Annotated in this window: 17 protein-coding genes and 1 pseudogene; 7 read left to right on the top strand and 11 right to left on the bottom strand. The window is 48.3% G+C overall.

All coding sequences use genetic code 11. The annotated features are described in order from the left end of the window. The first annotated feature begins 290 nt into the window (after positions 1 to 290). From purN to ACIDITHRIX25_RS96475, 6 genes are all read left to right on the top strand, one after another. Positions 291 to 929, top strand: coding sequence for a phosphoribosylglycinamide formyltransferase (gene purN / locus ACIDITHRIX25_RS96500; protein WP_052606571.1), 639 nt, complete (start codon positions 291 to 293; stop codon positions 927 to 929). After that, positions 926 to 2,437, top strand: a complete 1,512-nt coding sequence (purH, locus tag ACIDITHRIX25_RS96495; protein WP_052606570.1) for a bifunctional phosphoribosylaminoimidazolecarboxamide formyltransferase/IMP cyclohydrolase — start codon at positions 926 to 928, stop codon at positions 2,435 to 2,437. The genes purN and purH overlap by 4 nt, the downstream gene beginning before the upstream one ends. A gap of 108 nt (positions 2,438 to 2,545) precedes the next feature. Beyond that, positions 2,546 to 3,403 carry a bifunctional 5,10-methylenetetrahydrofolate dehydrogenase/5,10-methenyltetrahydrofolate cyclohydrolase gene (locus tag ACIDITHRIX25_RS96490; RefSeq protein ID WP_152626104.1) on the top strand — a complete coding sequence of 286 codons (858 nt, stop codon included), beginning with the start codon at positions 2,546 to 2,548 and terminating at the stop codon, positions 3,401 to 3,403. A gap of 32 nt (positions 3,404 to 3,435) precedes the next feature. Beyond that, on the top strand, positions 3,436 to 4,329 hold the full coding sequence (locus ACIDITHRIX25_RS96485; RefSeq protein WP_052606568.1) for a methylenetetrahydrofolate reductase: 894 nt from the start codon (positions 3,436 to 3,438) through the stop codon (positions 4,327 to 4,329). A 295-nt stretch (positions 4,330 to 4,624) separates the two neighbouring features. Beyond that, a complete protein-coding gene (gene icd / locus ACIDITHRIX25_RS96480) occupies positions 4,625 to 5,821 on the top strand; it encodes an NADP-dependent isocitrate dehydrogenase (RefSeq protein WP_052606567.1) in 1,197 nt (398 codons plus the stop codon). A gap of 122 nt (positions 5,822 to 5,943) precedes the next feature. Then, entirely contained in the window at positions 5,944 to 6,936 is a 993-nt protein-coding gene (locus tag ACIDITHRIX25_RS96475; RefSeq protein WP_052606566.1) for a malate dehydrogenase, read from the top strand. Positions 6,937 to 7,474: 538 nt separating this feature from the next. On the opposite strand, the gene ACIDITHRIX25_RS96470 is transcribed toward ACIDITHRIX25_RS96475, so the two are convergent. The 6 genes from ACIDITHRIX25_RS96470 to ACIDITHRIX25_RS96445 form a co-directional block, all read right to left on the bottom strand. Beyond that, positions 7,475 to 8,116: an isochorismatase family protein gene (locus ACIDITHRIX25_RS96470; RefSeq protein WP_201733293.1), complete on the bottom strand. Its 642-nt coding sequence runs from the start codon at positions 8,114 to 8,116 to the stop codon at positions 7,475 to 7,477. A 141-nt stretch (positions 8,117 to 8,257) separates the two neighbouring features. Next, on the bottom strand, positions 8,258 to 10,111 hold the full coding sequence (locus ACIDITHRIX25_RS96465) for a hydantoinase B/oxoprolinase family protein (RefSeq protein ID WP_201733292.1): 1,854 nt from the start codon (positions 10,109 to 10,111) through the stop codon (positions 8,258 to 8,260). Between the two features lie 17 nt (positions 10,112 to 10,128). Next, positions 10,129 to 12,186 carry a hydantoinase/oxoprolinase family protein gene (locus ACIDITHRIX25_RS96460; protein WP_201733291.1) on the bottom strand — a complete coding sequence of 686 codons (2,058 nt, stop codon included), beginning with the start codon at positions 12,184 to 12,186 and terminating at the stop codon, positions 10,129 to 10,131. A 239-nt stretch (positions 12,187 to 12,425) separates the two neighbouring features. After that, positions 12,426 to 13,667: a CaiB/BaiF CoA transferase family protein gene (locus tag ACIDITHRIX25_RS96455; RefSeq protein ID WP_201733290.1), complete on the bottom strand. Its 1,242-nt coding sequence runs from the start codon at positions 13,665 to 13,667 to the stop codon at positions 12,426 to 12,428. 76 nt (positions 13,668 to 13,743) lie between these two features. Beyond that, the gene (locus ACIDITHRIX25_RS96450; protein WP_052604621.1) at positions 13,744 to 14,421 is read right to left on the bottom strand and encodes a GntR family transcriptional regulator; all 678 of its coding nucleotides are present in this window, start codon (positions 14,419 to 14,421) and stop codon (positions 13,744 to 13,746) included. A gap of 1,152 nt (positions 14,422 to 15,573) precedes the next feature. Beyond that, complete coding sequence (locus tag ACIDITHRIX25_RS96445) at positions 15,574 to 16,341, bottom strand: hypothetical protein (protein ID WP_152625850.1); 768 nt, start codon at positions 16,339 to 16,341, stop codon at positions 15,574 to 15,576. 577 nt (positions 16,342 to 16,918) lie between these two features. Here ACIDITHRIX25_RS96445 and ACIDITHRIX25_RS96440 point away from each other — a divergent pair. Continuing rightward, on the top strand, positions 16,919 to 18,148 hold the full coding sequence (locus tag ACIDITHRIX25_RS96440) for a kynureninase (protein ID WP_201733289.1): 1,230 nt from the start codon (positions 16,919 to 16,921) through the stop codon (positions 18,146 to 18,148). A 526-nt stretch (positions 18,149 to 18,674) separates the two neighbouring features. On the opposite strand, the gene ACIDITHRIX25_RS96435 is transcribed toward ACIDITHRIX25_RS96440, so the two are convergent. From ACIDITHRIX25_RS96435 to sdhA, 5 genes and pseudogenes are all read right to left on the bottom strand, one after another. Continuing rightward, positions 18,675 to 18,884 carry a hypothetical protein gene (locus tag ACIDITHRIX25_RS96435; protein ID WP_052604618.1) on the bottom strand — a complete coding sequence of 70 codons (210 nt, stop codon included), beginning with the start codon at positions 18,882 to 18,884 and terminating at the stop codon, positions 18,675 to 18,677. A 64-nt stretch (positions 18,885 to 18,948) separates the two neighbouring features. After that, positions 18,949 to 19,746 (bottom strand): hypothetical protein, encoded by a 798-nt coding sequence (locus ACIDITHRIX25_RS96430; RefSeq protein WP_201733288.1) that lies wholly within the window; start codon positions 19,744 to 19,746, stop codon positions 18,949 to 18,951. Next, positions 19,747 to 20,097 carry a hypothetical protein gene (locus tag ACIDITHRIX25_RS96425; RefSeq protein ID WP_201733287.1) on the bottom strand — a complete coding sequence of 117 codons (351 nt, stop codon included), beginning with the start codon at positions 20,095 to 20,097 and terminating at the stop codon, positions 19,747 to 19,749. It abuts the gene before it with no gap. Continuing rightward, entirely contained in the window at positions 20,084 to 20,833 is a 750-nt protein-coding gene (locus ACIDITHRIX25_RS96420) for a succinate dehydrogenase iron-sulfur subunit (RefSeq protein WP_201733594.1), read from the bottom strand. The genes ACIDITHRIX25_RS96425 and ACIDITHRIX25_RS96420 overlap by 14 nt, the downstream gene beginning before the upstream one ends. A 4-nt stretch (positions 20,834 to 20,837) precedes the next feature. Then, positions 20,838 to 22,588 (bottom strand): annotated as a pseudogene (gene sdhA / locus ACIDITHRIX25_RS96415) (succinate dehydrogenase flavoprotein subunit). Positions 22,589 to 22,778: the final 190 nt, after the last annotated feature.

Below are 22,778 nucleotides of genomic sequence, written 5' to 3'. Positions count from 1 at the left end.
TTTTAGAAATAATCTGTCTTTCTTTTTTTGCTTGCCGGGCTCGAATGGCAAGCAAATGGGAATCAGATAGGGCGTTTGTTTCCAAGCAAGTGAGAGAATGTCCTCGCCTTTTGGTGCTGTGCAAGCTTTGTTGAATGTCGCAAAACCAAGGTTGAGTTTGCCCGAGATGCCTATATGAGCTTTTGATGGGTCGTAGTTTGTACGTGATTGGACACTTTGTTTCTTTGCACCTTGGGATTAGGTACTTCTTGGTAGCGGTTTGAGCCCTGCTGTGATCTAGGCTCTATTGGGTGAAAATTGCGGTACTAGCTTCTGGAAGTGGTACCATTCTCGATGCCATGGTTGGTTGTGGTATAGATGTCTCTCTAGTTCTGGTCGATAGACCTTGCAAGGCAGAGGGATTGTCCATAGACCATGGTATAGCGCTTTCGAGTTGCTATCGACGGGACTTCTCTCGATCGTTCGATAGAGTGGGCTATACCAATGACGTCCTATTTGAATTGGTTGCAAATGGCATTGAGCTCATCGCGATGGCTGGTTACGGAACCATTCTCGAAGAACCGATTCACGAGCGCTATGCCGGGCGAATTCTAAATACCCATCCCTCTCTTCTGCCAGCATTTGCAGGATGGCATGCTGTAAGCGAGGCCCTCAAATATGGAGTGAGGGTCACAGGATGCACTGTCCATCTAGCCACTCTTGCAGTTGATGCCGGACCGATATTGGCACAAGAGGCTATCGAGGTTAACTATGGTGATGATGAGTCTTCGCTCCATGAACGAATAAAGAAGGTGGAGCGACGCTTGTACCCACAGACAGTTGCAGCCTATAACGACTATCTTGACACCAATTTTGGTGGATCTTTTTTTGAGTACCAAAAGATGATCCACGATGCTAATTCACTAGGAAAGACCAGGGAGAAACGATGAGAGCTTTGCTTTCTGTATATGAAAAAGATGGAATTGTAGATTTTGGGCGTGGCTTGGTCGACCTTGGCTACGAGATTATTGCATCGGGTGGCACCTCTAGGGAGTTAGCTGCTCATGGCGTTGCTCACATGAGCGTAGAAGATGTAACTGGTTTTGCTGAGATGTTGGATGGGCGAGTAAAGACTCTTCACCCAAAGGTCCATGCGGGGATTTTGGCGGACCGTTCAAAGCCTCAACATCTCTTGGATATCGAGTCACTCGGGATCGAGACGATAGACATCGTGGCTTGCAATCTGTATCCTTTTGCTGGGTCGCCCAGTATCGAGACTATTGACGTTGGTGGCCCTTCGATGATTCGAGCAGCTGGCAAGAATCACACCTTTGTGAGCGTCTTGGTCGATAGCAACGACTACGAGCCTGTATTGAAGGCGCTTGCCGAGGGCGGCTCGGTCGACTATGAAACCAGAAGGGCCCTTGCGGCAAAGGCATTTGATCATCTTTCGCGATACGACCGGCTTATCTCTCTATGGCTAGGCGGAAAACAAGAGGACGCTTTGGCTCTAGATGATGAGATAGCACCAGTACTGATGAAGAAGTCATCTTTGCGTTACGGTGAGAATCCTCATCAAGACGGTGCTCTCTATACTAGGGTGGGTCGTCCAAGTTGGTTTGAAAGTATGGTTCGCCATTCCGGAATGGAATTGAGCTATTTGAATCTATTTGATGCAGATGCAGCTTGGCGCCTCGTTCATGAGCTTGGTGATTCACCTAGTGCGGCGATTATAAAGCATGCAAATCCTTGTGGAGTTGCAACTTCTACTGTCGATATTTCACAGGCCTACTCGCGAGCATTTGAGTGCGACCCGATTTCAGCCTTTGGAGGCATCATTGCACTAAATCGCCCGGTCGATATGCACCTAGCGCAGGAGATGGCCTCTAACCCTAAGGCTGACGTGGTAATTGCGCCCTCTTATGAAGATGGAGTCATCGAATTTCTCTCCAAGAAGCGAAAGAATACTCGATTTCTAACGGGCGAACCCCCAGAGGTGCCAGCCCTTCAATTCAGATCTATTGGGGATGCTATCTTGGTTCAAGCGCCTGATACGTTTGTCACTACCAAAGAGCAATGGAAGGTGGTGACTACGGCTCAGCCGGATCCGTCTCGTTGGGAAGAGATTGAGATGGCATGGAAGGTTTGCGCCAAGACCTCTTCCAATGCGATAGTCATCGTATCAGAGGGTGCGGCTATTGGCATTGGTGCTGGCCAGCAGAATCGTTTAGATTCCTCTAGAATTGCGATCGCTAAAGCCAAGGAAAAGGTAGTGGGATCCGTAGCTGCATCAGATGCTTTCTTTCCGTTTCCCGATGGAATGCTTACTCTAGCCGAGGCTGGCGTCTCGATTATTATCTCTCCAGGTGGGTCAATCAATGACGCAAGTGTAATTGAAGCCGCAAACGACGCCGGAGTCGTTTTGATCTTCACAGGCGAGCGCCATTTTAGACATTAGGCACTGGATTACCTGTTGGCTGGTGGGTTCAAAGGAGTGTCATTCGACTTTCTTGAACCCAAGTCATTTAGATATCTTTTTGGAATGAAATATTGATCGGGGAAAGTTATTATGGCACTAATTCTTGATGGCAACGCGCTAGCTTCGATAATCAAAACACGTCTCAAGGATGAAGCACAAGAGTTGCTCACCGCTGGCATAAGACCCGGTTTGGGCACAATCTTGGTTGGATCAGATCCATCGAGTGCTCGTTATGTCGCAATGAAACACGCCGACTGCGCAGAAGTCGGCATCGAATCCTTTCATTGCAAGTTAGATCAAGATGCCACGATGGAAGAGCTGTTGGAGGCTATTGACCTCTTCAACGGTGATTCGAATGTCGACTCCATTTTATTGCAGCTTCCGCTTCCCAAACATCTAGACCAACTAGCCGCCCTTCTAGCGATCGACCCAAACAAAGATGTGGATGGCCTTCACCCAGTCAACTTGGGAAAATTGGTGATGTCAGAGCCAGGGCCACTTGCGTGCACCCCCGCTGGTATCGTGGAACTCCTAATCCACTATGGCATTGAAATTGCACATAAGCATGTAGTTGTGGTGGGACGGGGGCTCACTATCGGTCGTCCCCTGTCGCTACTGCTTGCGTCCAAATCCCCAAACTGTAATGCGACGGTAACTGTAGCGCATACCGGAACGGCGGACTTGGGATCAATTACGCGCCAGGCAGATATCCTTATTGCAGCCGCTGGCGTTGCCGACATTATAACTGAATCCATGGTGAAGGAAGGAGCGGTGGTTGTTGGCGCGGGAACACCTTTTGTTGATGGAAAACTTCGCTCTGATCTTTCGGATTCGGTGGCAAAGGTAGCATCAGCCATTACTCCGAGAATTGGTGGTGTGGGCCCGATGACTAGGGCTATGTTGTTGGTGAATGCCATTCAAGCCGCTAAAGGTCGTTTAATATAGTTGCTGTCTCGCTCGAGACAATCAGTAGAAATGTGAAAAACTTAGTGCGTGTCGATCAGCTTATTTCAAGTGCTTCGAGGCCCCTCTTTTCGGTTGAGCTTTGGCCGCCGCGTAACGTTGAATCAGAAAGAAGATTGACCCAAGCGCTGTTGGAGCTCTCTGAGCTTTCGATCGATTTTGTGTCCATAACCTACGGAGCCGGTGGGTCTACTCGGGAAAATACTCACGACCTGGTTGTCAAGCTCGATCGCGAGTATAGTTTGACTGCGGTGGCCCACTTGGTGACAGCGGCCCATTCCAAGGTAGAGATTGATTCTATTTTGAGCCGATATGCCAAAGGGGGAATTGTAAACCTTCTGGCGCTTCATGGAGATCCGCCACTATCTGGGAATGATCAACTTCTCGACGGGGAGTTTCCTCACGCTATTGACTTGGCACGTTACGCGATTGAAAAATACGATATGTGTGTTGGGGTGGCTGCCCACCCTCAGGGGCATCCAAGTGCATTTGACAGGGAGAGCGATATTCGCTTTTTGGCCGAGAAGCTTGAGGTCGCACACTTTGGAATTACCCAATTCTTCTACGACTCAAATTACTATTTCGATCTGCTCTCGCGACTCGATAGTATTGGGATCCAAAAGCCAATAATTCCAGGGATTATGGCTCCGACGAGTCTTTCAACGCTCATCAAGATGTCGGAGTTGTCCGGTGCTGAGATACCAAAGGTTGTTTTGAATCGTCTGAACCGCTATCAAGGTGATCCTCAATCGCTCAAGAAAGAGGGAATAGAGATAGCGATTGAACTGTCTCAAGAACTTCTCGATGGTGGCGTGGCTGGAATTCACGTCTTTACGATGAATCAAGCCTCGACCACCAAGGCCATATATTCAGCGCTATTTCCAGGCCGGTCCGCCGCTTCTAAATAGTCGGATTTTAATCTATGCTCATGAAATCGCCGTTATGCTCCCATTCAATCATCTCTTGGCTAGCGGTTTTTTGGTCATATGCATATACTTGGTTTTTTGGGAATAAGATCTGCCTCTGCCCCCATTGCTAAAGACCAAGAGCTCATTTTTCACGCTTTTCACCCAGCCAGGGAGTGCGATTTATTGGTTTAGATCTAGGGTTTGGATCGAGTTTTGTTGGCTTAAACCTTAGGTGATAGACCATACGAGAATCTCGTTTAGGCAATGGAGTAAAAAAGGAGTAAAATCGGCTGTTATGGCAGAGAAAATTACGATGTCCCCTGACGGGACGCTCAATGTACCAAATGATCCCATCATCCCATTCATTGAGGGTGACGGAATAGGGGTCGATATTTGGCCGGCTGCACGTCTAGTGATGGACGCCGCCGCCAAGAAGTATGGCAAGAACGTTGCGTGGAAAGAAGTTTTGGCGGGTGAAAAAGCATTCAAGGAGACGGGCAGCTGGCTCCCTGAAGAGACGGTCTCAGACTTTCGAGATCTCCTCATCGGCATCAAGGGGCCTCTTACTACCCCAATTGGCGGTGGCATTCGTTCTTTGAACGTGGCACTACGTCAGATCCTCGATCTTTATGTTTGCTTACGACCGGTGCGATGGTTCCAGGGGGTTCCATCTCCGGTACTGCATCCCGAGAAGGTCGATATGGTTATCTTTAGAGAGAATACCGAAGACGTCTACGCTGGTTATGAATTTGAAGAGGGTAGCGAAAATGCAAAGAAGCTCCTTGAATTTCTAAGAGAAGAGTTTGGCTGGGATATTCGACGAGATTCCGGTGTTGGTGTAAAACCTGTCTCAGAGACCGGATCCAAGAGGCTTGTTAGGGCTGCGGTTGAATACGCTAAGGCTAGAAATCGCAAGAGCGTTACCTTGGTCCATAAGGGCAATATCATGAAATACACCGAAGGCGCATTTAGAAACTGGGGATACGAGGTCGTTCGTGACGAGTTCTCAAATATCGCAGTGGGCTGGGATGATTGTGGAGGAGATCCAGGCGATAAGATTCTCGTAAAAGACGCTATCGCCGACATTACCTTGCAGCAAGTTCTCACTAGGCCGGACGAATTTGATGTTATCGCAACCTTGAACCTAAACGGTGACTATCTATCAGATGCTCTTGCTGCTCAAGTGGGTGGAATTGGCATTGCTCCTGGCGGAAACATCAATTATGTTACTGGTCATGGAATCTTCGAGGCAACTCATGGAACTGCTCCAAAGTATGCTGGCCAGGATAAGGTCAATCCAGGTTCTGTGTTGCTCTCAGGGGTAATGATGTTTGAGCATCTCGGTTGGCAAGAAGCCGCCGATGACATCGTCAAGGCCCTTGAAGCCACAATCGGCGACAAGATCGTGACCTACGACTTTGCGCGGCTAATGAAGGGTGCTACCGAAGTGAAGTGCTCAGAGTTCGCTTCAGCGATTGTGGATCGCCTCTAGTTTTTCAACGCCACGGAAACTCTGCCTCTATGGCCAAGGATCTTTGATCCCAACTAACAGGCAGTTTCCGTGGCGTCGCTATGTGCTTTTTGATAATTTAGAATTTTGAATAGGAGTCATCAATGGCAAACAAGCCAATTTCGGTAGCTGTGACTGGCGCTGCCGGTCAGATAAGTTACTCTCTACTTTTTAGGATTGCATCTGGTGCTCTCTTTGGGTTAGATCAGCCGGTTTCGCTGCGCTTGATTGAAGTGGATCCAGCGTTGCGAGCTCTAGAGGGTGTCGCAATGGAGCTCGACGATTGTGCATTTCCACTTTTGGATAGCATCGAGATGACCTCGGATCTAAAAGTCGGTTTCGACGGTGTGAACTGGGCTATCTTGGTCGGAGCAATGCCCCGAAAGGCTGGGATGGAGCGAGGAGATCTTCTCGGAATCAATGGGAAGATCTTTGGGCCACAGGGTGCGGCGATTGCCGCTCATGGAGCTTCTGATGTAAAGGTGTTTGTAGTTGGCAACCCGTGCAACACCAACTCAATGATAGCTCGTGACGCAGCCAAGGATCTTCCGGCGGACCGCTTCTTCGCGATGACTCGTCTTGACCAGAACCGGGCCAAGAGCCAGTTGGCCAAGAAAGCGGGCGTGGCCGTAACCGAGGTCTCTAACGTTGCGATTTGGGGAAACCATTCGGCGACACAGTTCCCAGACTTTCTAAATGCTAGAATCTCTGGTCGTCCTGTTGTTGATGTGATTGAGGATCATGATTGGCTCCACGGTGACTTTATCACCACCGTTCAAAAACGTGGTGCTGCCATTATTGATGCTCGAGGTGCATCGTCAGCTGCATCTGCAGCGAGCGCGGCTATCGATTCAATAAAGTCAATTATTACCCCGACCCCAGAGGGTGACTGCGTCTCTTTGGTGGTACCGAGTCGTGGTGAGTATGGAATTGAAGAGGGGCTACAATTTGGCTTCCCAATTCGAAGCGATGGTACATCATGGCGCGTTGTAGAGGGTTTTGACCTTGACGACTTTGCCAAGTCTAAGATCGCAATTACAACCAATGAACTCATTGCTGAGCGTCAAGAGATCAAGGCGATCTTGGCTAACTCCTAGGGGACTATCTCTAGATTTGGTCTAGTGATGGGTTGGCGTGGCCGATCAGGTTGCGCTAACCCATTTTTATATTGGACCTCTGCGTGGTATCTCGAAAAGTCAGAGGTTGCTACTTTGTCTGGAAGATATCTCAGTGGTTGATCTGATCTTGGCTTGATGATTCTCATCCTTGATCCGCAGTGGTTTCAAACCCCGACCAAGCTGGCAAATTATTTTCCACATTTACCAAGATTGACACGGTATCATTTTCCTGATGTCGCCGCCGGATCCTTCTCTTGTGATATTTAAAGTGCTGCCGATTGAGGTGGTCGCCTGCCATGGGAATGCGTTCTTCGATTTGGGGTACTTTTGAGATGGCCGATCAAGGTCTGTCTCTTTCCATAGACAGAGACAGTTTGTTATATTGTCGATCAAATCCAACTTAATCGGAGGCAGCGCAGAGGGTTAGGTCTCTTTGAAACCATGGTCTTATGAACAAAGGCCTAGTTGTAGCGTGATAAAGGTGAATGAGTAACTCTCAGAGTCGATTGCCCTGTCGTCATCTCTGTAGAGATGAGAGGTACTTGAGGATCTCTGGTGTTGTTACTACGTCTGCATATTTCGCATTTAAATCAAAGAGGTTGGCTTCTTGTATCTGCGGACTTCTATCTCCAACGCCATCCCTAGCGACAATGGAGTGAAATCCCATTGAAATTGCATCAGTTGCACTGGCTCGAACGCAACCTGAGGTTGAAACGCCACAAAAGATCGTAGTGTCGATATTTGATGCATTTAGGGTGGCAGATAGAGAAGTGCCATAAAAGGCACTAGCGTACTGTTTGGTGAGGACAAGATCTCCAGGAAGAGGCTTGATCTCTTGTGTAAATTCACAGTATTGCGAACCTCGCAAAAAGGCAGAGAGGCTCGGTACCTTCTTCCAAAATAGACCCCCATCAAGGCCATCATTTTGGTATTCAACCTTAGTGAAGACGACCAAGACGCCATGGCTGCGTGCAGCCTCTATGATTTCATTTGAATGCGCGACCACTGATTGGTAGTCTCCAAAAAGCGGTGAACCTTCTCTTAGATATGCGCTGACCAGGTCTATTACGATGATTGCTGGGGTATTGCCGAACCCTACAGTTCCGTTGAAGCCTGCTTTTTGGTAGTCTTGTTCGTCTTTTGAAAAGTCTTTACTCAATTGCAAAGTCCTCGGTGTCTAAGGTGGTCTTGGTCTATGAGAGGTATTGGGACGGGATTATCCCATTTGATCAAAGCGACAAAGTGCGTTTTAGGATTCCTTTGCAGTTTGTCGCTTTGACCTTGAATGGGTTATGCCAGCTTAGGTAAAGACTGGATCGATTGGTGCGATCAAGCCAGTCTCGGCCTCGCACCGCTCCTTTAGATCGACAATCTCGCCACCTCGATTGAATACCTCTAGCCCAGGGCGACTCTTGAGAAGTTGAGAGCGTAGTTCTGCTGTGGCATCTTCATCTAGGCTAAAGTCTTGATTTAGTACGACGCCATAGTTTCTAGCTCCAGCAACGGTTATAAGTCCCCGCTTTAGTTCTAGCGCTACCAGTTCTGGATCTCTGATGAGGGGATCGCCCCATCCTCCGCCGCCCCATGTGACGTAATGGAGCACATCATTGACGTTAACATCAACGTTGTCGCACTTGGACGGCAGTATCTCTTTTGATCCGTTGGATCTTATGAGATACTTCGTACTACGCATTCCTGGTTCGCCACCATTTACGCCCCAAGGATAGGTGAGCCAACGGTCGTCATGGATAGAGATGGTTCCAGGCTCAAGAAAGCGATATGCAATATCAATTCCATTTCCGCCCCGAAAGAAGCCAGCACCACCAGAATCTGGTACGGTCTCATAGCTCTCTATTACCAATGGGAAATAGGCCTCTAGAAATTCATTAGGCACATTTGTAAATGAGGGCCAAAGTGAATGGCCATCTGGGCCATCTCCAAAGGGACGTCCGGGGATCCCGCCGAAGCCAATTTGATAGAGCTGGAACCATTCGCCATTTCGATCCGTTCCCGAATACATGAGGTGTGGGGAGGAAGAAAAGCCAGCAGCGCATAGAAATTCAGGTTGACGTTGACCAAGCAGGCCGCCCAATACGTCAAAGATGCGTCCAAGGCCGTGTGTTCGACAGGAAAGGGCTGCCGGATATTCGGGCTTGAGCAGAGATCGGTTTGGAATGCGTACCTCAACTAGGGGATAGAAGCCGTCATTCCAAAGGATCTGAGGATCAAAGACCATTATCATGTAGATTCCAAAGAACATCTTGAACATGTTTACGTTCAAGAAGAAGTTGATTGGACCTATCGACTGAGGGTCGGTACCCTCAAAGTCCAAGACTACATGATCCCCCTCTCGCCACATCGTACAGTGGATCTTGTATGGTCCATTTCCGAGGCCATCATCGTCGATGTAGTCGGTGAATGAGAGCTTTTCTGTCGATATAGTATTTTGAATGAGTTGGCTCATTGCTCGATAGTTTCTATCCAGAAGTGCTTCAAGCGTGGAGATGTAGATATCGGTTCCAAACCTCTGGCATAGTTCGACCACTCTTCTTCCTGCCGTGCGACAAGCTGCGACAATTGCATTTAGATCGGAGCGATTCCACTGTTTCATCCGAACTTGATTCAAGATCAAATCCAGCAATTCGGTGTTTAGTTGACCTTTGTTGTAGATCTTGATCGGTGGAATTACCACCCCTTCTTCGTGTATTGAATGGGCATCGGTTGGTAGAGAACCTGGGACCTTTCCGCCTACGTCCGTCATGTGTCCAAACATTGCAGACCATCCAACTGCGCGACCATCTAAAAAGATGGGCATGAGCACTAGCCAGTCATTTGCATGCGAGATAGCTCCGTCACATGAATAGGGGTCTGAAGTTAAAAAGACATCGCCCTCTTCTATGTCGCCAGCATAGTTGTCGAGAAAACCCCCGATAAAGGAGCCAAATTGTCCAACGACCATTCGTCCTTTGTGGTCTGCTATCAGAGGGAACTCATCGTGTTGTTCTCTAATACCAGGGCTCATGGCAGTTCTAAATAGGACTGCGTCCATCTCATAACGAGCGTTTCTTAGTGCGTTTTCAATGATGTCAACGGTAACAAGGTCGACATCGACGCTTTTGAATCCGTCAGTATTCGTTTCGATTATTCGTGCCATAGAAGAACTTTTCCTTGTTAGTTAGCCGAAATTGGATTGATTATCAAGTTTCCAAAGGTGTCTAGTTTGCCAGCGTGGCCGGGCAAGATCAATGTGGTCGAGTCCATCTCGGTTACGATTGCTGGGCCATTTATCACGTTGTTAGCCCGTAGTTTTCTACGGTCATAGATTGATGCGCTAGCCATGGCTCCATCTACGTAGATCTCGCGCGTGGAGATTACCGCACTGGAGGCATCGCTATCTGCCTGGGCGATCATTTCGGCACTTACTTTGGGATGTTCGCCTTGAACGACTGCGCGTAGGTGTACCAGTTCACACTCGGTATCGAGAGCAAAGGTGAAAAGTCTTTCGTGTTCCTTTGCGAATCGATCGCCGATTATCTCAAGGATGGCGCCGCTTACTTCGTTAGAGCTCAGTCCGATTGTAACTTCGAACCCCTGACCGTGATAGCGAACATCAACGGAATAGGTGACCTCTTGAAGATCGGCGCTTACCCCCTCGCCTAAAAGTTCCGTGGATGCTTCTTGGTGCAATTCACCCAGAAGTTTTTCAATTTCACGATCTGAAGTTGAGCTGAATCGACGGATATAGGTTCGCGACGATTCAGAACGAAGTCTCGTAGTGGCATCGCCGTAGGCGCAAAGGACGCCGGGCGATGGTGGAATGATGACCGGCCATGATCCCATGAGTCGCCCTAGTGCATTCGCATGTAACGGTCCAGCTCCACCAAATGCGACTAATGCAAATTCACGAGGATCGTACCCCTGTTGGACAGAGACAAGGCGTAGTGCACCAAACATATTTTCGTTCACGATATCAACTATGCCGGAGGCGGCTTTGTATATGTCGAGATCTAGTGCTTGCGCGACACCGGCCACCGCCGTTTGCGAGGCCTCATAATCGAGTTCCATCTCTCCGTCTAGGAGTCCGACTGGAAGGTATCCAAGTACAGCATTTGCATCGGTAACCGTTGGCTCTAGGCCACCTTTGCCATAGGCGGCAGGTCCTGGTACGGCACCTGCTGATTGTGGTCCAACCCTAAGGGCTTTAGTAAGTTCTGGTACGTGGGCGATCGAACCACCACCTGCACCCACTGTTCGAACATCGACCGATGAAGCTCTGATGGTGAGGTCACCCACTGTCGTCTCTCGGCCAATGCGAGGTTCGCCATCTTGAACCAATGCGACGTCGGTTGAGGTGCCGCCCATGTCAAGGGTGAGAAGGTTCTTGTATCCACTCTGGCGTGCGAGCCAGAGTGCTCCGGATACGCCTCCGGCAGGCCCACTCATTAGCATATTCACCGGGGCACTAGAGGCTGTCTCGACACCCATAAGTCCGCCGTCTGAGCGCAGGATATGAAGACGTGCCGAGGGCGCAATCTTTGTCAACTCATCTCCTAGATTTTTGAGGTACTTCGCTGCCGTGGGTCGAACATAAGAGTTCGCTACGGTCGTAAGGGTTCGCTCGTATTCCTTTATCTCTGGGAGAATTTTAGAAGAGAGTGAAATCGGGATCTCCCCCATGACAGAGGCGGCTAGTTCTGCAATTCGGCGTTCGTGAGAATCGTTGGTGAATGAGTTGATAAGGGAGATTGTGAGTGCCTTTACATCTTGGCCGGCCAAATATTTCAACGACTCGATCATCGCTGGTTCATCTAGCTCTTCGATCACCTCGCCCTTTGCTGAGATTCGTTCTTTTGCCTCAACTGTGTTTTCAAGGAGAGCTAGTGGCGTTGGCTTTGGCCATACTATCCACCCTGCCAATCCACCTGGGACAAACGAACGTGCGATTTGAAGGATTTGGCGATACCCTTGCGTGACGATCAATCCGACCTTGGCGCCTTTGCCCTCCAATACGGCATTTGTTGCCACGGTAGTGCCGTGCATTACATGTGAGAGGTCGGCTTGAGATATTCCTGCACGGTCACATATCTTGGAAATTCCCTCTAAGACACCAATGGATGGATCCGAAGGTGTTGAAGGTACCTTAGCTCGGTGAGTCTCACCGTTGGTCTCGTTGATTAAAAGTAGGTCGGTGAATGTTCCGCCCACATCTACGCCCAATATGTAGGACAATTTTCCTCCTTGGAGTTATCTTTTATTCTCGGTGGGGGCGATCAACCTCGATGCCAAAAAGCGGCTTTTTGAGGTTTGATTGAGATGATCTTTGGTTAAAGACGCTGGTGGGATCGAGAGGTTCGCCAACAGCCCTTGATTAGGAAGGTTCCAAGATATCAAAGGTGTCGGTGGTCTCGTTTAGTGGCCTTTTGACTTCGTGTGCCTTTGGGTTTTGACTCGTAGTTTTTGACCTTATCCTAGATAACCCCCTTTGTCGATAGTTGCTTAATTTGATCTGGTGAGTATCCAAGCAAGCTTTGGAGAATTTCGGTGGTGTGTGCTCCCAGTTCTGGTCCTGCCCAACGGATATATCCAGGTGTGTCGCTTAGCTTTGGAGCGACATTCTGCATAAGGATTGAGCCAAAGTCTGGATGGTCGACGCTCACAATGGCGTCTCTTGCTGCAAAATGTGGATCACTTAGCATATCTGGCGCACGAAAGATCTTTCCCTGAGGAACGCCATTTTTGTCAAGTATAACTTCAAGTTCCGATGTGCTATGGCGGGATGTCCACTCGCTAATGATCTCATCTAGGAGCCCTTGGTGGGCACCCCTTGATGAATGCGTTGAAAATCGGGGGTCGCTTACGTATTCGGGCTTTTCCATCGCATCGCAAAGGCGGCTAAATACTGAGTCCTGATTGGCTGCGATCAGAATTAGTGCAGCATCTTTGGTGGGGTAGATATTGGAGGGAGCCACGTTAGGGAGAATTGAGCCAGTTCTTTCCCGAATGTAGTTGGCCAGTGTGAATTCTGGAATTAGAGATTCCATCATCGCAAGGACAGCTTCGTAGATTGCGACATCAACCACTTGACCCACTCCGGTTCGATCTCTGGAATGAAGTGCCATCATCGCACCGAGCGCCGCAAAGGTGGCGGCTAGAGAATCTCCAATTGAGATGCCAGCTCTCGAGGGGGCGGTGGAGGGATCTCCAGTTACGTAGCGCAGGCCTCCCATCGCTTCGCCTATCGATCCATAACCGGCCTTATGGGAGTAGGGGCCACTTTGTCCATAGCCGGTGACCCTTACCATTATGATTTTCTTGTTAATGGACTTTAGGGTTTCATAGTCGAGGCCCCACTTTTCTAAGGTCCCAGGCCTAAAGTTCTCGATCAAGATATCTGACTCTTTGACCAGGTCTCGGATGATATCTTGGCCCTCTTTTGTCCTTAGGTTTGTGGTTAGAGAACGCTTTCCACGTGCTACGACTGGCCACCATAGGCTCAATCCATGTGGTTTTTCTCGCCCCCATTGTCTCATCGGGTCACCTACGCCGGGATCTTCTACCTTTATTACGTCTGCTCCAAAGTCCCCCAGGAGCTGTCCCGCGAAGGGTCCAGCTAAAAGTTGGCCCATTTCTATTACGCGAATATCGCTTAACGGAGTGTCTTTACCGTCGTGGCCTAGTTTTGTCCCTAAAAGATCGCCATTTTGGCCCATTGTGAGCTTTTCTCCTTATGATTTTGGGCTATTGAAAACCTATAAAATATGCATGATGATTGATTTGGCTCGATGGCTATGGTCGTCTATCTGAGATTGCTATCTCTTCAACTTTTGGAGGCACAGATAGAACGGCTCTTGCTGAATAGATGTGAGATTTCATCACAGATTCCGCCCATTCTCCATCTTTAACCATGTAGGCGGCGATCAGTTCTCGATGGTGGGACATAGATCGTATCAGCTGCTCATGGTTGTAGCGGCGGAAGGTATTTCTAACTGTAGCAACTTGAATTACAGAGGACAACTGTTCAGATAGCCGACCATTTCCAGCACTTGCAACGATTACCGAGTGGAAGTGGTTGTTGAGTGGAGTGATTGCATCAATTACGACCTCCGATGAAGTCGAAAAGGCTATCTCTTCCATCTCGCCAGCCAGCTTGGTTAAAAGATCGATGTCGTCTTTGGAGATATGGCTAGCGGCGATTCGAGCGGCGTAAGATTCCAGTTGGCCACGTAGAGCAAAGACTTCGCCGAGTTCGTTGGGTTTCCATTCCAACACTCGTGCTCCACGATGGCGAATCACACTCACGATCCCCTCTGCATCTAACCTACGTAGAGCCTCTCTTACTGGCGTTCTTGAGGTACCATAGCGACCTGCTAGTTGCTCCTCGCGTAATGATTCACCAGCTACGAAAGTACCATCGAGAATCTCGGATCGCAAGATATTGTATACGTCTTCGCTAATCGATGCCATAAATTTGCCTCAACAGTCCATAAACTCAAAGAACTAATCGAAATTGTGTACAATTTATCGCATCGCACGATCAAATGTTGGATTTTCAAGTTGTTTTTATATTAAATTTTTTGCCAAGGTTTTAAGACATTTTGACCATAACCGCACGATATGGCTGTGGGCAGTTTGGTCGTTTGAGCTCACAAGGTGTATCAGTCATAGATCGGCCATAGATCAGGGATAGGGCTGTTGAAGATCGTTGCTGAGGTGTCATGTAGCCATGACGCGGGCTTTAGAGGCCTAAACCCTAATTATGGTGGCACACTTGTCCATAATGAGCTATCTGTGAGTTGAGATAACTCAACCAATCAAGACCACGCGATCTCATTTGCATTCTTTCATGATTCTTCCGATTCTCTAAAGCACCTTGGTGGATTCTCTGGACCCATTTATTTTCGTTCCTCCTATGGCGTCTATATTTTTAAGATGCCCAAGAAAAGTTAATCAGATGAAGAATCGGCTGCTTCAAAGATTTCGGCGAGATGCTCCAAAGATAAAAGAAAAGTCACTTTCATCGGATAATTTTGATGAACTAGCCGACGATTCGATTTGAAAATCATCGTGATAGACCCAGGTAGCCTAAAATCTATTCGAAATCATTGACATTTATCCAGGGACCCTTTAGACCCCTAAAGATGGCCAATTGAGCAAAGAGCTTTATGCAGCTTTCATGGAGTTTACTAATATCCAAATGATGATTTTGGCGGAAGATCAAATTTCGCCATGTGTGTCAAATGCAGACGTGCCCATTGAGGCGATTAGAGCCATTTTAGGAAATCATCAGAATCTCTAATTGTCGATGGCGCTCGGTAGATAAATCCGGGGGCCATCGACGGTATCTTTGACGCCAAGTGAGTGGTTGAGTGATTTGTAGCATTTCAAGGCGGGCTTTTGCCGAAGAAAATCTGTATTCAAGAGAAGATATACTTCAAATTTCGATTAATTTCTGGGACCCTAATGGTCTTGGGAAATACCATTTTGCGAATACAAGTTCAAAGCGTATTTGAGCCGCGAGGCTTCGGGCTCAAATACGCTTTGGCTGCGACTCAATCATAATTTACCCAAGTTAGAAAAGGCCAACCTCAAGATTTGCTCGGCAAATCGAGCTGCGGATTAACCAGCGGCACTGGTCGTGGGTGAAGCTGGCGCAGAAGTAGACGGCGAAGTTGGTGCAGTGGTCGTGGGTGAAGCTGGCGCTGTCGGGAATGGTATGGCTGATGCTGGAGGCGTTAGATTTACGGTTTGGTTCCAATTGCTAAATTGGAGGTTTACTGCGATTGAAGTTCCACTAATAATTCCGCTTATTGGGAGTGGTGACCCCACAGTTGGTACGACCAACCCAAGTTTTCCTCCTACGCTCGTTCCGTCGAGCTCAATCACTTTGGTTCCAGCGACGTTGGCATGGGCTTTTTTGGTTACTCCGCTTAGACCAACGGATTGGGCCAGATTTGACATTGTTACGCCAGATGCAAGTGACGTATAGCCACTGCTTCCAGATGGGACTATTAGCCATTTATTGGCGTCTTGGGTGGCAAGATTGACCGGAAGGCCGAAGTTGCTAGCCAAGATTGCCTCTGGAGCCTTTACATAGGCATTTGTCGGTGTAACTAAAATCGTTGCGGTCTGACCAAGTATCGTAACTGTCCTTATTCCGCCCGTCTTTGCAGCGTCGAGAACTTGGCTAGATGAGGATGTTCCCTGCTGAACCTTGATGACCATACGAACAGAAGTGGCGCCAAGAATTGCTTTGGTGACCGAGCTCTCAGCTGCAGTCGCGTTCAGCTTGTCTATACCGTTGTTAGTGGGCGCGCTCGATCCGCCGCATGCACTTAGGACAATGGAGGCAAGAAGGGGAAATATCATTAAATTTTTGTTTGGCACGCAACCATGCTAGCCCAATTGGGAAATTTATAGACGGACCTCAATGCCGACCCCACTGTTTTTGCGTTTTTGTACCTGTCTAACAGAGCAGCCAACGATCTAGTTGTATCGGCAAATAACTCCTTGATAAGATATCACCCTGAAACAACAACGTCCTTTGGAAGATCCCATCGGAAAGGAGTCGATTGGCTTTTCCACATTTGTTTACGCCTTCAAGCGGTACTTGGATCTTTGATTAGAGCCGATTTTTACGAATTTGTCCAAAAGACCTTTCGATTGGATCTATGAGGAATGAGATAATGGATTTGTAGAGCTTAGGGGGGGGGAGGCTTTTTCAAATAGTTGAATCTTGTAAGCTTTGGGGCTTTGCTAGGTGGGTCAAATCCGATCGCTGAATCGCGCACTTGGTGGATGCGTTGGAGATCAATTGGCTATCTTTAGCGAAGATTTAAATGAGGTAGATCTTAGGGTATTCTTTTTAGATCAGCGATTGATCCTTGGCTACTTGGAAGGCTAACAACTTATGGGGCCAATGCTAGTTCGCGTAGTCTAGAACTTATTTTGGAGGTTTATATCCATGGGGGATCTTCTTTCGGAGGCTCGGTCTCTCGATGACTCTGATCAACTCTCTTGCTTTCGTGACGAGTTTGTACCTATAGAGCCCGATCTAATCTATTTGGATGGAAACTCCCTAGGACGCCTACCAAAACGCTCGATCGAGATTGCTAATGATGTCATTGCCAGACAATGGGGTGTGCAATTGATCGAATCTTGGAAGACTTGGATCGATCTCTCAACTACTTTGGGTGATCGACTATCTCAAAGTGTTTTGGGTGCTAAGAAGGGCGAGGTGGTTGTATGCGATTCAACAACTATCAATCTTTATAAGATTGCCCTGTCGATCATAAAAGAACAACGAGGTGATAAGGAGGCGAGGAAGAAGATCGTTATCGAGGCAGATAACTTTCCCACCGATCGTTACATAGTGGATTCCCTGGCCCAAGAGTTTGGACTTGAGGTTATTACACTTCCGGTGGATGACTCCCTGACGATATCGATTGATCTATTCGAAGAGGCCTTCGACGAAGATGTCATATTTGGTTGCTTCAGCGCGCTCTCGTACAAGAGTGGTGCTCGAATTGATATGGCGGCAGTTAACTCGATCGCCCAAGGTGTTGGATCTCGAGTGATATGGGATTTAAGCCATGCTGGTGGGGCGGTAGTCGTTGATTTGGAGGGGACGGAATCTCAATACGCAATCGGATGCACCTATAAGTACCTAAATGCAGGGCCAGGTGCCCCTGCTTACCTTTATGTGCGCTCTGATTTGATAGAGGCGATGGAGAACCCTATCAAAGGTTGGTTTTCTCAGGATGATCAATTTGAAATGGCTGAAAAATACAGTCCTAAATCCGGTATTAGTCGCTTTTGCACCGGTACTCCTAATATTATCGGAAGCTACCTCGTAGGTGCCGGAATTGACCTTATAGCGGAGGCTACTATTGAAGCTCTTGAGGCCAAAGGTCACGCCTTGGGTGACTTTTTCATCAAAGGATTTGAGGTCGAACTCAAGGACCTCGGCTTTAGCCTTGCGTCGCCCAAAGATCAGAGCCTCAGGGGCTCACACGTAAGTCTGTCGCATCCAAGAGCACGTCAAATTACTTCTGAGTTGATTGATCACGGAGTTGTTCCGGATTTTAGAACTCCATCGCTCATTCGGTTTGGATTTGCACCGCTGTATCAATCCTTTATAGAAATTTCTAGGGCAATCCAAGTGATTCGAGAAGTGACTATCGGGATGCGATAAGGTGCAGGCAGCTGATGGCGGATTTTCTATCAACGACTACGAATCGACCTTCTGCAGCCCGATCTTTTCCTCTGTAAGTTTCATATTGACTTAAACGCGAGATAGAAGCCAGTAGGCCGATGGTTCGAGTTTAAGTAAAACTTCAAGATTGTCAAAGTCCAAGTAAAGACCCGGCCCAATTCAGGACCCGGCCCAATTCAGGACCCGGCCCAATTCAGGACCCGGCCCAATTCAGGACCCGGCCCAATTCAGGACCCGGCCCAATTCAAGCGAAACTATTGAGGGTATGGGGATCTTCTATTAGTTGATTCAAGCGAAACTAATAGAAGATCCCAGTCTTTGCATAAACCGCTACATCTCGTAGGGCTTTAGTGACGGCTCAAGCGCATTAATTTTTGAGATTTGTAACAATTGCTACGTGTTGGCTGGCGATTGCTTACCACCTGCCCGTTAGCTTCGTTCTATGGGCTATATCCGTTCTTTTGACGTATTGGGGGGGTCAAAAAGACTTATCCCCCAAGCCAGATCAGGAGCTTCTAAGACCTAGTCCGCACGAGTCTAAGAATGAGAGCTTTGCAGCCATTGCTTCCCGCCAATTTGCCAAGTCCTTTTGAAAGTGATTTCCGTCGCCGTCTTCATAGGCGTGTTCAACTTCGTAGAAGGCCGTATCCTCTGCATCGAGAAGCTCGCGATATTTTGCGAGTATACGGTCATCAATTACACCTCGAATGGTCAAGGCTACCTCCTAGGTTCTAAGAGTTTGTGTTGATAATTTCTCGATAATACACCCAAACGAGGGTCTAAAGCGAAAAAACATCACATGAATTGATGTTATTTGCGATTGCGAAGTCGTCGATCAATGAAAGGTCTCCTTGCAATGTCTTTATAGCATTGAGGTAGGGCTTGCCTGTCTTGATATCAAACTGAACTTTGGAAAGATCAAATACGGCAGTTGTCCATAGTCCCTGCCACGAACTAAGTGCACTTTGATCGGCTGGATAATTTGAAATAGCGTTCATGGCCTTAGAGATCGATGTAAGTTGATTGGAGTATTTTGATATGAACGCAGTGCGTTTTGCTTTAGAAGATGAATAAGGGCCCGAGAGGATTTCACCAATCGGAGCAATAGATGAAGCTTTGTAAATCGTGCAAGTAGAGGCAAGTTTGGCAACCAATGTCGTTTCGCTCAAAAGAGGTACAGCGGGAGTGCTTTTACTAATACGGCTGGAGGCACCAAACATTTGCATTGCGTAACTTGAGACGGTGGCAATGCCCAGAACTAAAAAGAGTGTAATCGCTAGCAAATGTCGAGATCTCTTTACCCGCGACCTTGTGTGTTGAGTATCGCCTAGTGGACGGTGGTCCGGAGCTAGGAGTCTTCTAACCACATGTTTTGGCTCGTCAGAGTCGATATCAGCTTGAACTTTTACAAGTTCGGCCCACTCTGGTCCTTCGAGCCAAAACGGGGTAGATCGCGTCTGGCTGCTCCAGAAAAAGCCGTCGAAATATCGCAGGTATTCTCCATTGGGATTACCAATTCGATACCAACCAGCGGCACCAGGAAGTGTAGTATTGGGGTTTCGACGCCTTTTTCTCACTTACTTTTCACTCTTTGAAGTGAGCTCTGATGCGAGCGTATTTACCTCGCTGACCGATCCCGAAATCTTAATTTCACCAGCAGCGATAGCATCGGCTACTTGAAGCGTTCCGTTTCGGATGGCAATTGCAATATCCGCCGCTGCCTTTAGGGTAAGAGTCGGCGGTCCATCGCTAAGAGCAGTTGGACCGCCGTTGCCGAGATTGAGATAAACGACGGCATGATCGTCATGATCGTGTATCTCGAGCGCGATTGAGTATGGCTTGGAAAAGTTAGGAAGATCTACCGTCTCTAAAAACCCAAGCCGAATCTCATCCGCTAATTTTTCAAGGCGAATATTAGACACGGTCATATAGTATCGCGCGCTTTACCTCTTCGATCGCTTTTGTTACAGAGATGCCTCTTGGGCAGGCTTCTGTGCAGTTGAAAGAAGTTCTACAGCGCCAAACGCCAGATTTTTGATTCAGTATGTCGAGTCTCTCTGTCGTTGCTTGATCTCTTGAGTCAAAGATGAACCTGTGTGCGTTAACGATCGCCGCTGGGCCAACGTATTCATCGTTTGCCCAGTAAACAGGACACGAAGTCGTGCAGCAGGCACAGAGAATACATTTAGTGGTGTCGTCGTATTTTTCTCTGTCGCTTTGGGATTGTAGACGCTCTTTGTAGCCTGGATCATCATTTGCTATTAGGTAGGGAAGAACCGAACGATATTGTGCAAAGAAGGGCTCCATGTCTACGATAAGATCCTTGATTACCGGTAACCCACGGATTGGTTCTATCGTTAGGTCGGTTCCAATATTGCGAATTAGATTGACGCATGCGAGTTTGTTCTCTCCGTTGATCACTAATGCGTCAGATCCGCAGACTCCGTGAGCGCAAGATCGGCGAAAGCTTAGCGTTCCATCGAATTTCCACTTCACAACATGTAGGGCATCTAGAACTCGGTCGCCAGGCTTTAGCATTATGTCGTATTCTTGCCAATGAGGGCGTGTATCGACCTCTGGATTATACCTCTTGATCTTCAAATGGACCTTTACCTCGGCCTCATGTGAATCGATCTGTGGTGAACTCTGATCTGTAACGGTCATATCTTTAGTACTTTCGTTCCATGGGCTGATATTTGCCACCTTTGACCGGCTTGTAGTCAAGGCGCACGCTGCCATCTTCTTGTCGATATGCAAGGGTATGTGTCATCCAGTTTTGGTCGTCGCGGGTGGGAAAGTCGTCCCTCCAGTGTGCGCCACGGCTCTCCTTGCGCGCTAGGGCCCCGATCACAAATGCCTCCGCTAAATCGAGGAGGTGACCAAGTTCCAAGGCTTCAACTAGGTCGTAGTTGAAGACCTCACCCTTGTCGTCGATGGCGATGTCGTTATATTGCTTCTTGATAGTTTGGATCGTTGTGAGCGCTTCCTCTAAGGATTCCTGCGTTCTTACGACCGAGGCGTTGAGAGTCATTGTTTGCTGAAGATTCGTTCGAAGCTCTCCAACCTTCATGGTTCCGTTAGCATCCTTGAGCGCCTGGATTCGTTCGCGAACAGGAGTCTCCACGCCTCGGGCAACCTCTGGGTGCGGTACTTTGGCAACATATTCTGCCATAGCTTTGCCACCGCGACGGCCAAAGACGACGATATCTAAGAGTGAGTTGGTTCCAAGTCGATTTGCGCCATGTACCGAGACACAAGCACATTCGCCGGCCGCATAGAGACCCGGGAGAATTGTCTCGTTGGAGTCGACAAGGACTTCGCCATCGACGTTGGTTGGAATTCCACCCATTGCATAGTGTGCCGTTGGCTGAATTGGAATGGGTTGAGTCTTTGGCTCTATGCCCAAATATGTACGCGCGAAGTCACTAATGTCGGGCAACTTGGCATCGATTTGCTCTGGAGGAAGGTGTGTGAGATCGAGATAGACATAGTCTTTATCTGGCCCAGCTCCTCTTCCTTGGCGAATTTCTGCATGAATAGCACGAGAGACCATATCGCGGGGTGCAAGATCCTTGACAGTTGGAGCAACGCGCTCCATGAAGCGCTCACCACTGCCGTTTCTTAGAATTCCGCCTTCGCCTCGTGCAGCCTCGGAGAGTAAGATCCCAAATCCATAAATGCCTGTTGGGTGGAATTGATAGAACTCTAGATCCTGGATCGGAATTTGTTTTCTGAACAGGAGGCCCGGACCGTCACCGGTGAGGGTGTGGGCATTTGAGGAGATTCTAAACATCTTTCCGTAGCCGCCGGTGGCAAAGAGAACTCCCTTGGACACAAATACATGTAGGTCGCCGGTCGAGAGCTCGTATGCGACGATACCAGCGGCCTTTCGCTCTCCTGTGCTTTCATCAAAGAGAATATCAAAGACCTGAAATTCATTGAAGAATGTCACATCTCGAGCGACACACTGCTGATAGAGCGTCTGTAAGATCATGTGGCCGGTTCGGTCTGCAGCGTAGCACGAACGCCGCACTGGCGCTTCCCCATGGTTTCTTGTGTGGCCTCCAAAGCGCCTCTGGTCGATTCGACCTTCGGGGTTCTAGAGAATGCCATGCCAAAGTGCTCAAGGTCTATGACCGCATCAATGGCTTCCTTGCACATGATGTCGATAGCGGGTTGATCACCTAAGTAGTCAGAGCCTTTGACCGTGTCAAAGGCGTGCCATTCCCAGTAATCCTCCTCGACATTTGAGAGTGCTGCGCACATACCGCCCTGAGCGGCACCGGTATGAGAGCGGGTTGGGTAGAGCTTGGTTATAACGGCGGTTTTAACTTTTCCGGCAACTTCAATCGCTGCGCGGAGGCCTGCGCCTCCGGCTCCGACGATGACCGCATCGTAACTGTGGTAATGGACTTTCACGCTATATAGCTTTACACGAAATGGTGACTTTTTGAAATCTGTAACCGAGAAAAGATCAAAAGAATTGTATTTTTTTATTAATTCAGTGACTTATGTCACATTTTTGTCTCAAATTTCAGATTAATACCGCATTTGATCGCTCCAGGGTGGCTCTAGCTCAGATGAATTTATCGATTTTTGGGACTTGAAA

Source organism: Acidithrix sp. C25, assembly GCF_904848545.2.
Note: the sequence above shows the minus strand (reverse complement) of the source record. Positions and strands in the feature narration are given on the sequence as shown.

Coding starts and splice junctions, on each gene's coding strand:
- purH (WP_052606570.1), top strand. CDS start 926: ATGAGAGCTTTGCTTTCTGTATATGAAAAAGATGGAATTGTAGATTTT.
- icd (WP_052606567.1), top strand. CDS start 4,625: ATGGCAGAGAAAATTACGATGTCCCCTGACGGGACGCTCAATGTACCA.
- ACIDITHRIX25_RS96475 (WP_052606566.1), top strand. CDS start 5,944: ATGGCAAACAAGCCAATTTCGGTAGCTGTGACTGGCGCTGCCGGTCAG.
- ACIDITHRIX25_RS96465 (WP_201733292.1), bottom strand. CDS start 10,111: ATGGCACGAATAATCGAAACGAATACTGACGGATTCAAAAGCGTCGAT.
- ACIDITHRIX25_RS96455 (WP_201733290.1), bottom strand. CDS start 13,667: ATGGGCCAAAATGGCGATCTTTTAGGGACAAAACTAGGCCACGACGGT.
- ACIDITHRIX25_RS96450 (WP_052604621.1), bottom strand. CDS start 14,421: ATGGCATCGATTAGCGAAGACGTATACAATATCTTGCGATCCGAGATT.
- ACIDITHRIX25_RS96440 (WP_201733289.1), top strand. CDS start 16,919: ATGGGGGATCTTCTTTCGGAGGCTCGGTCTCTCGATGACTCTGATCAA.
- ACIDITHRIX25_RS96425 (WP_201733287.1), bottom strand. CDS start 20,097: ATGACCGTGTCTAATATTCGCCTTGAAAAATTAGCGGATGAGATTCGG.
- ACIDITHRIX25_RS96420 (WP_201733594.1), bottom strand. CDS start 20,833: ATGACCGTTACAGATCAGAGTTCACCACAGATCGATTCACATGAGGCC.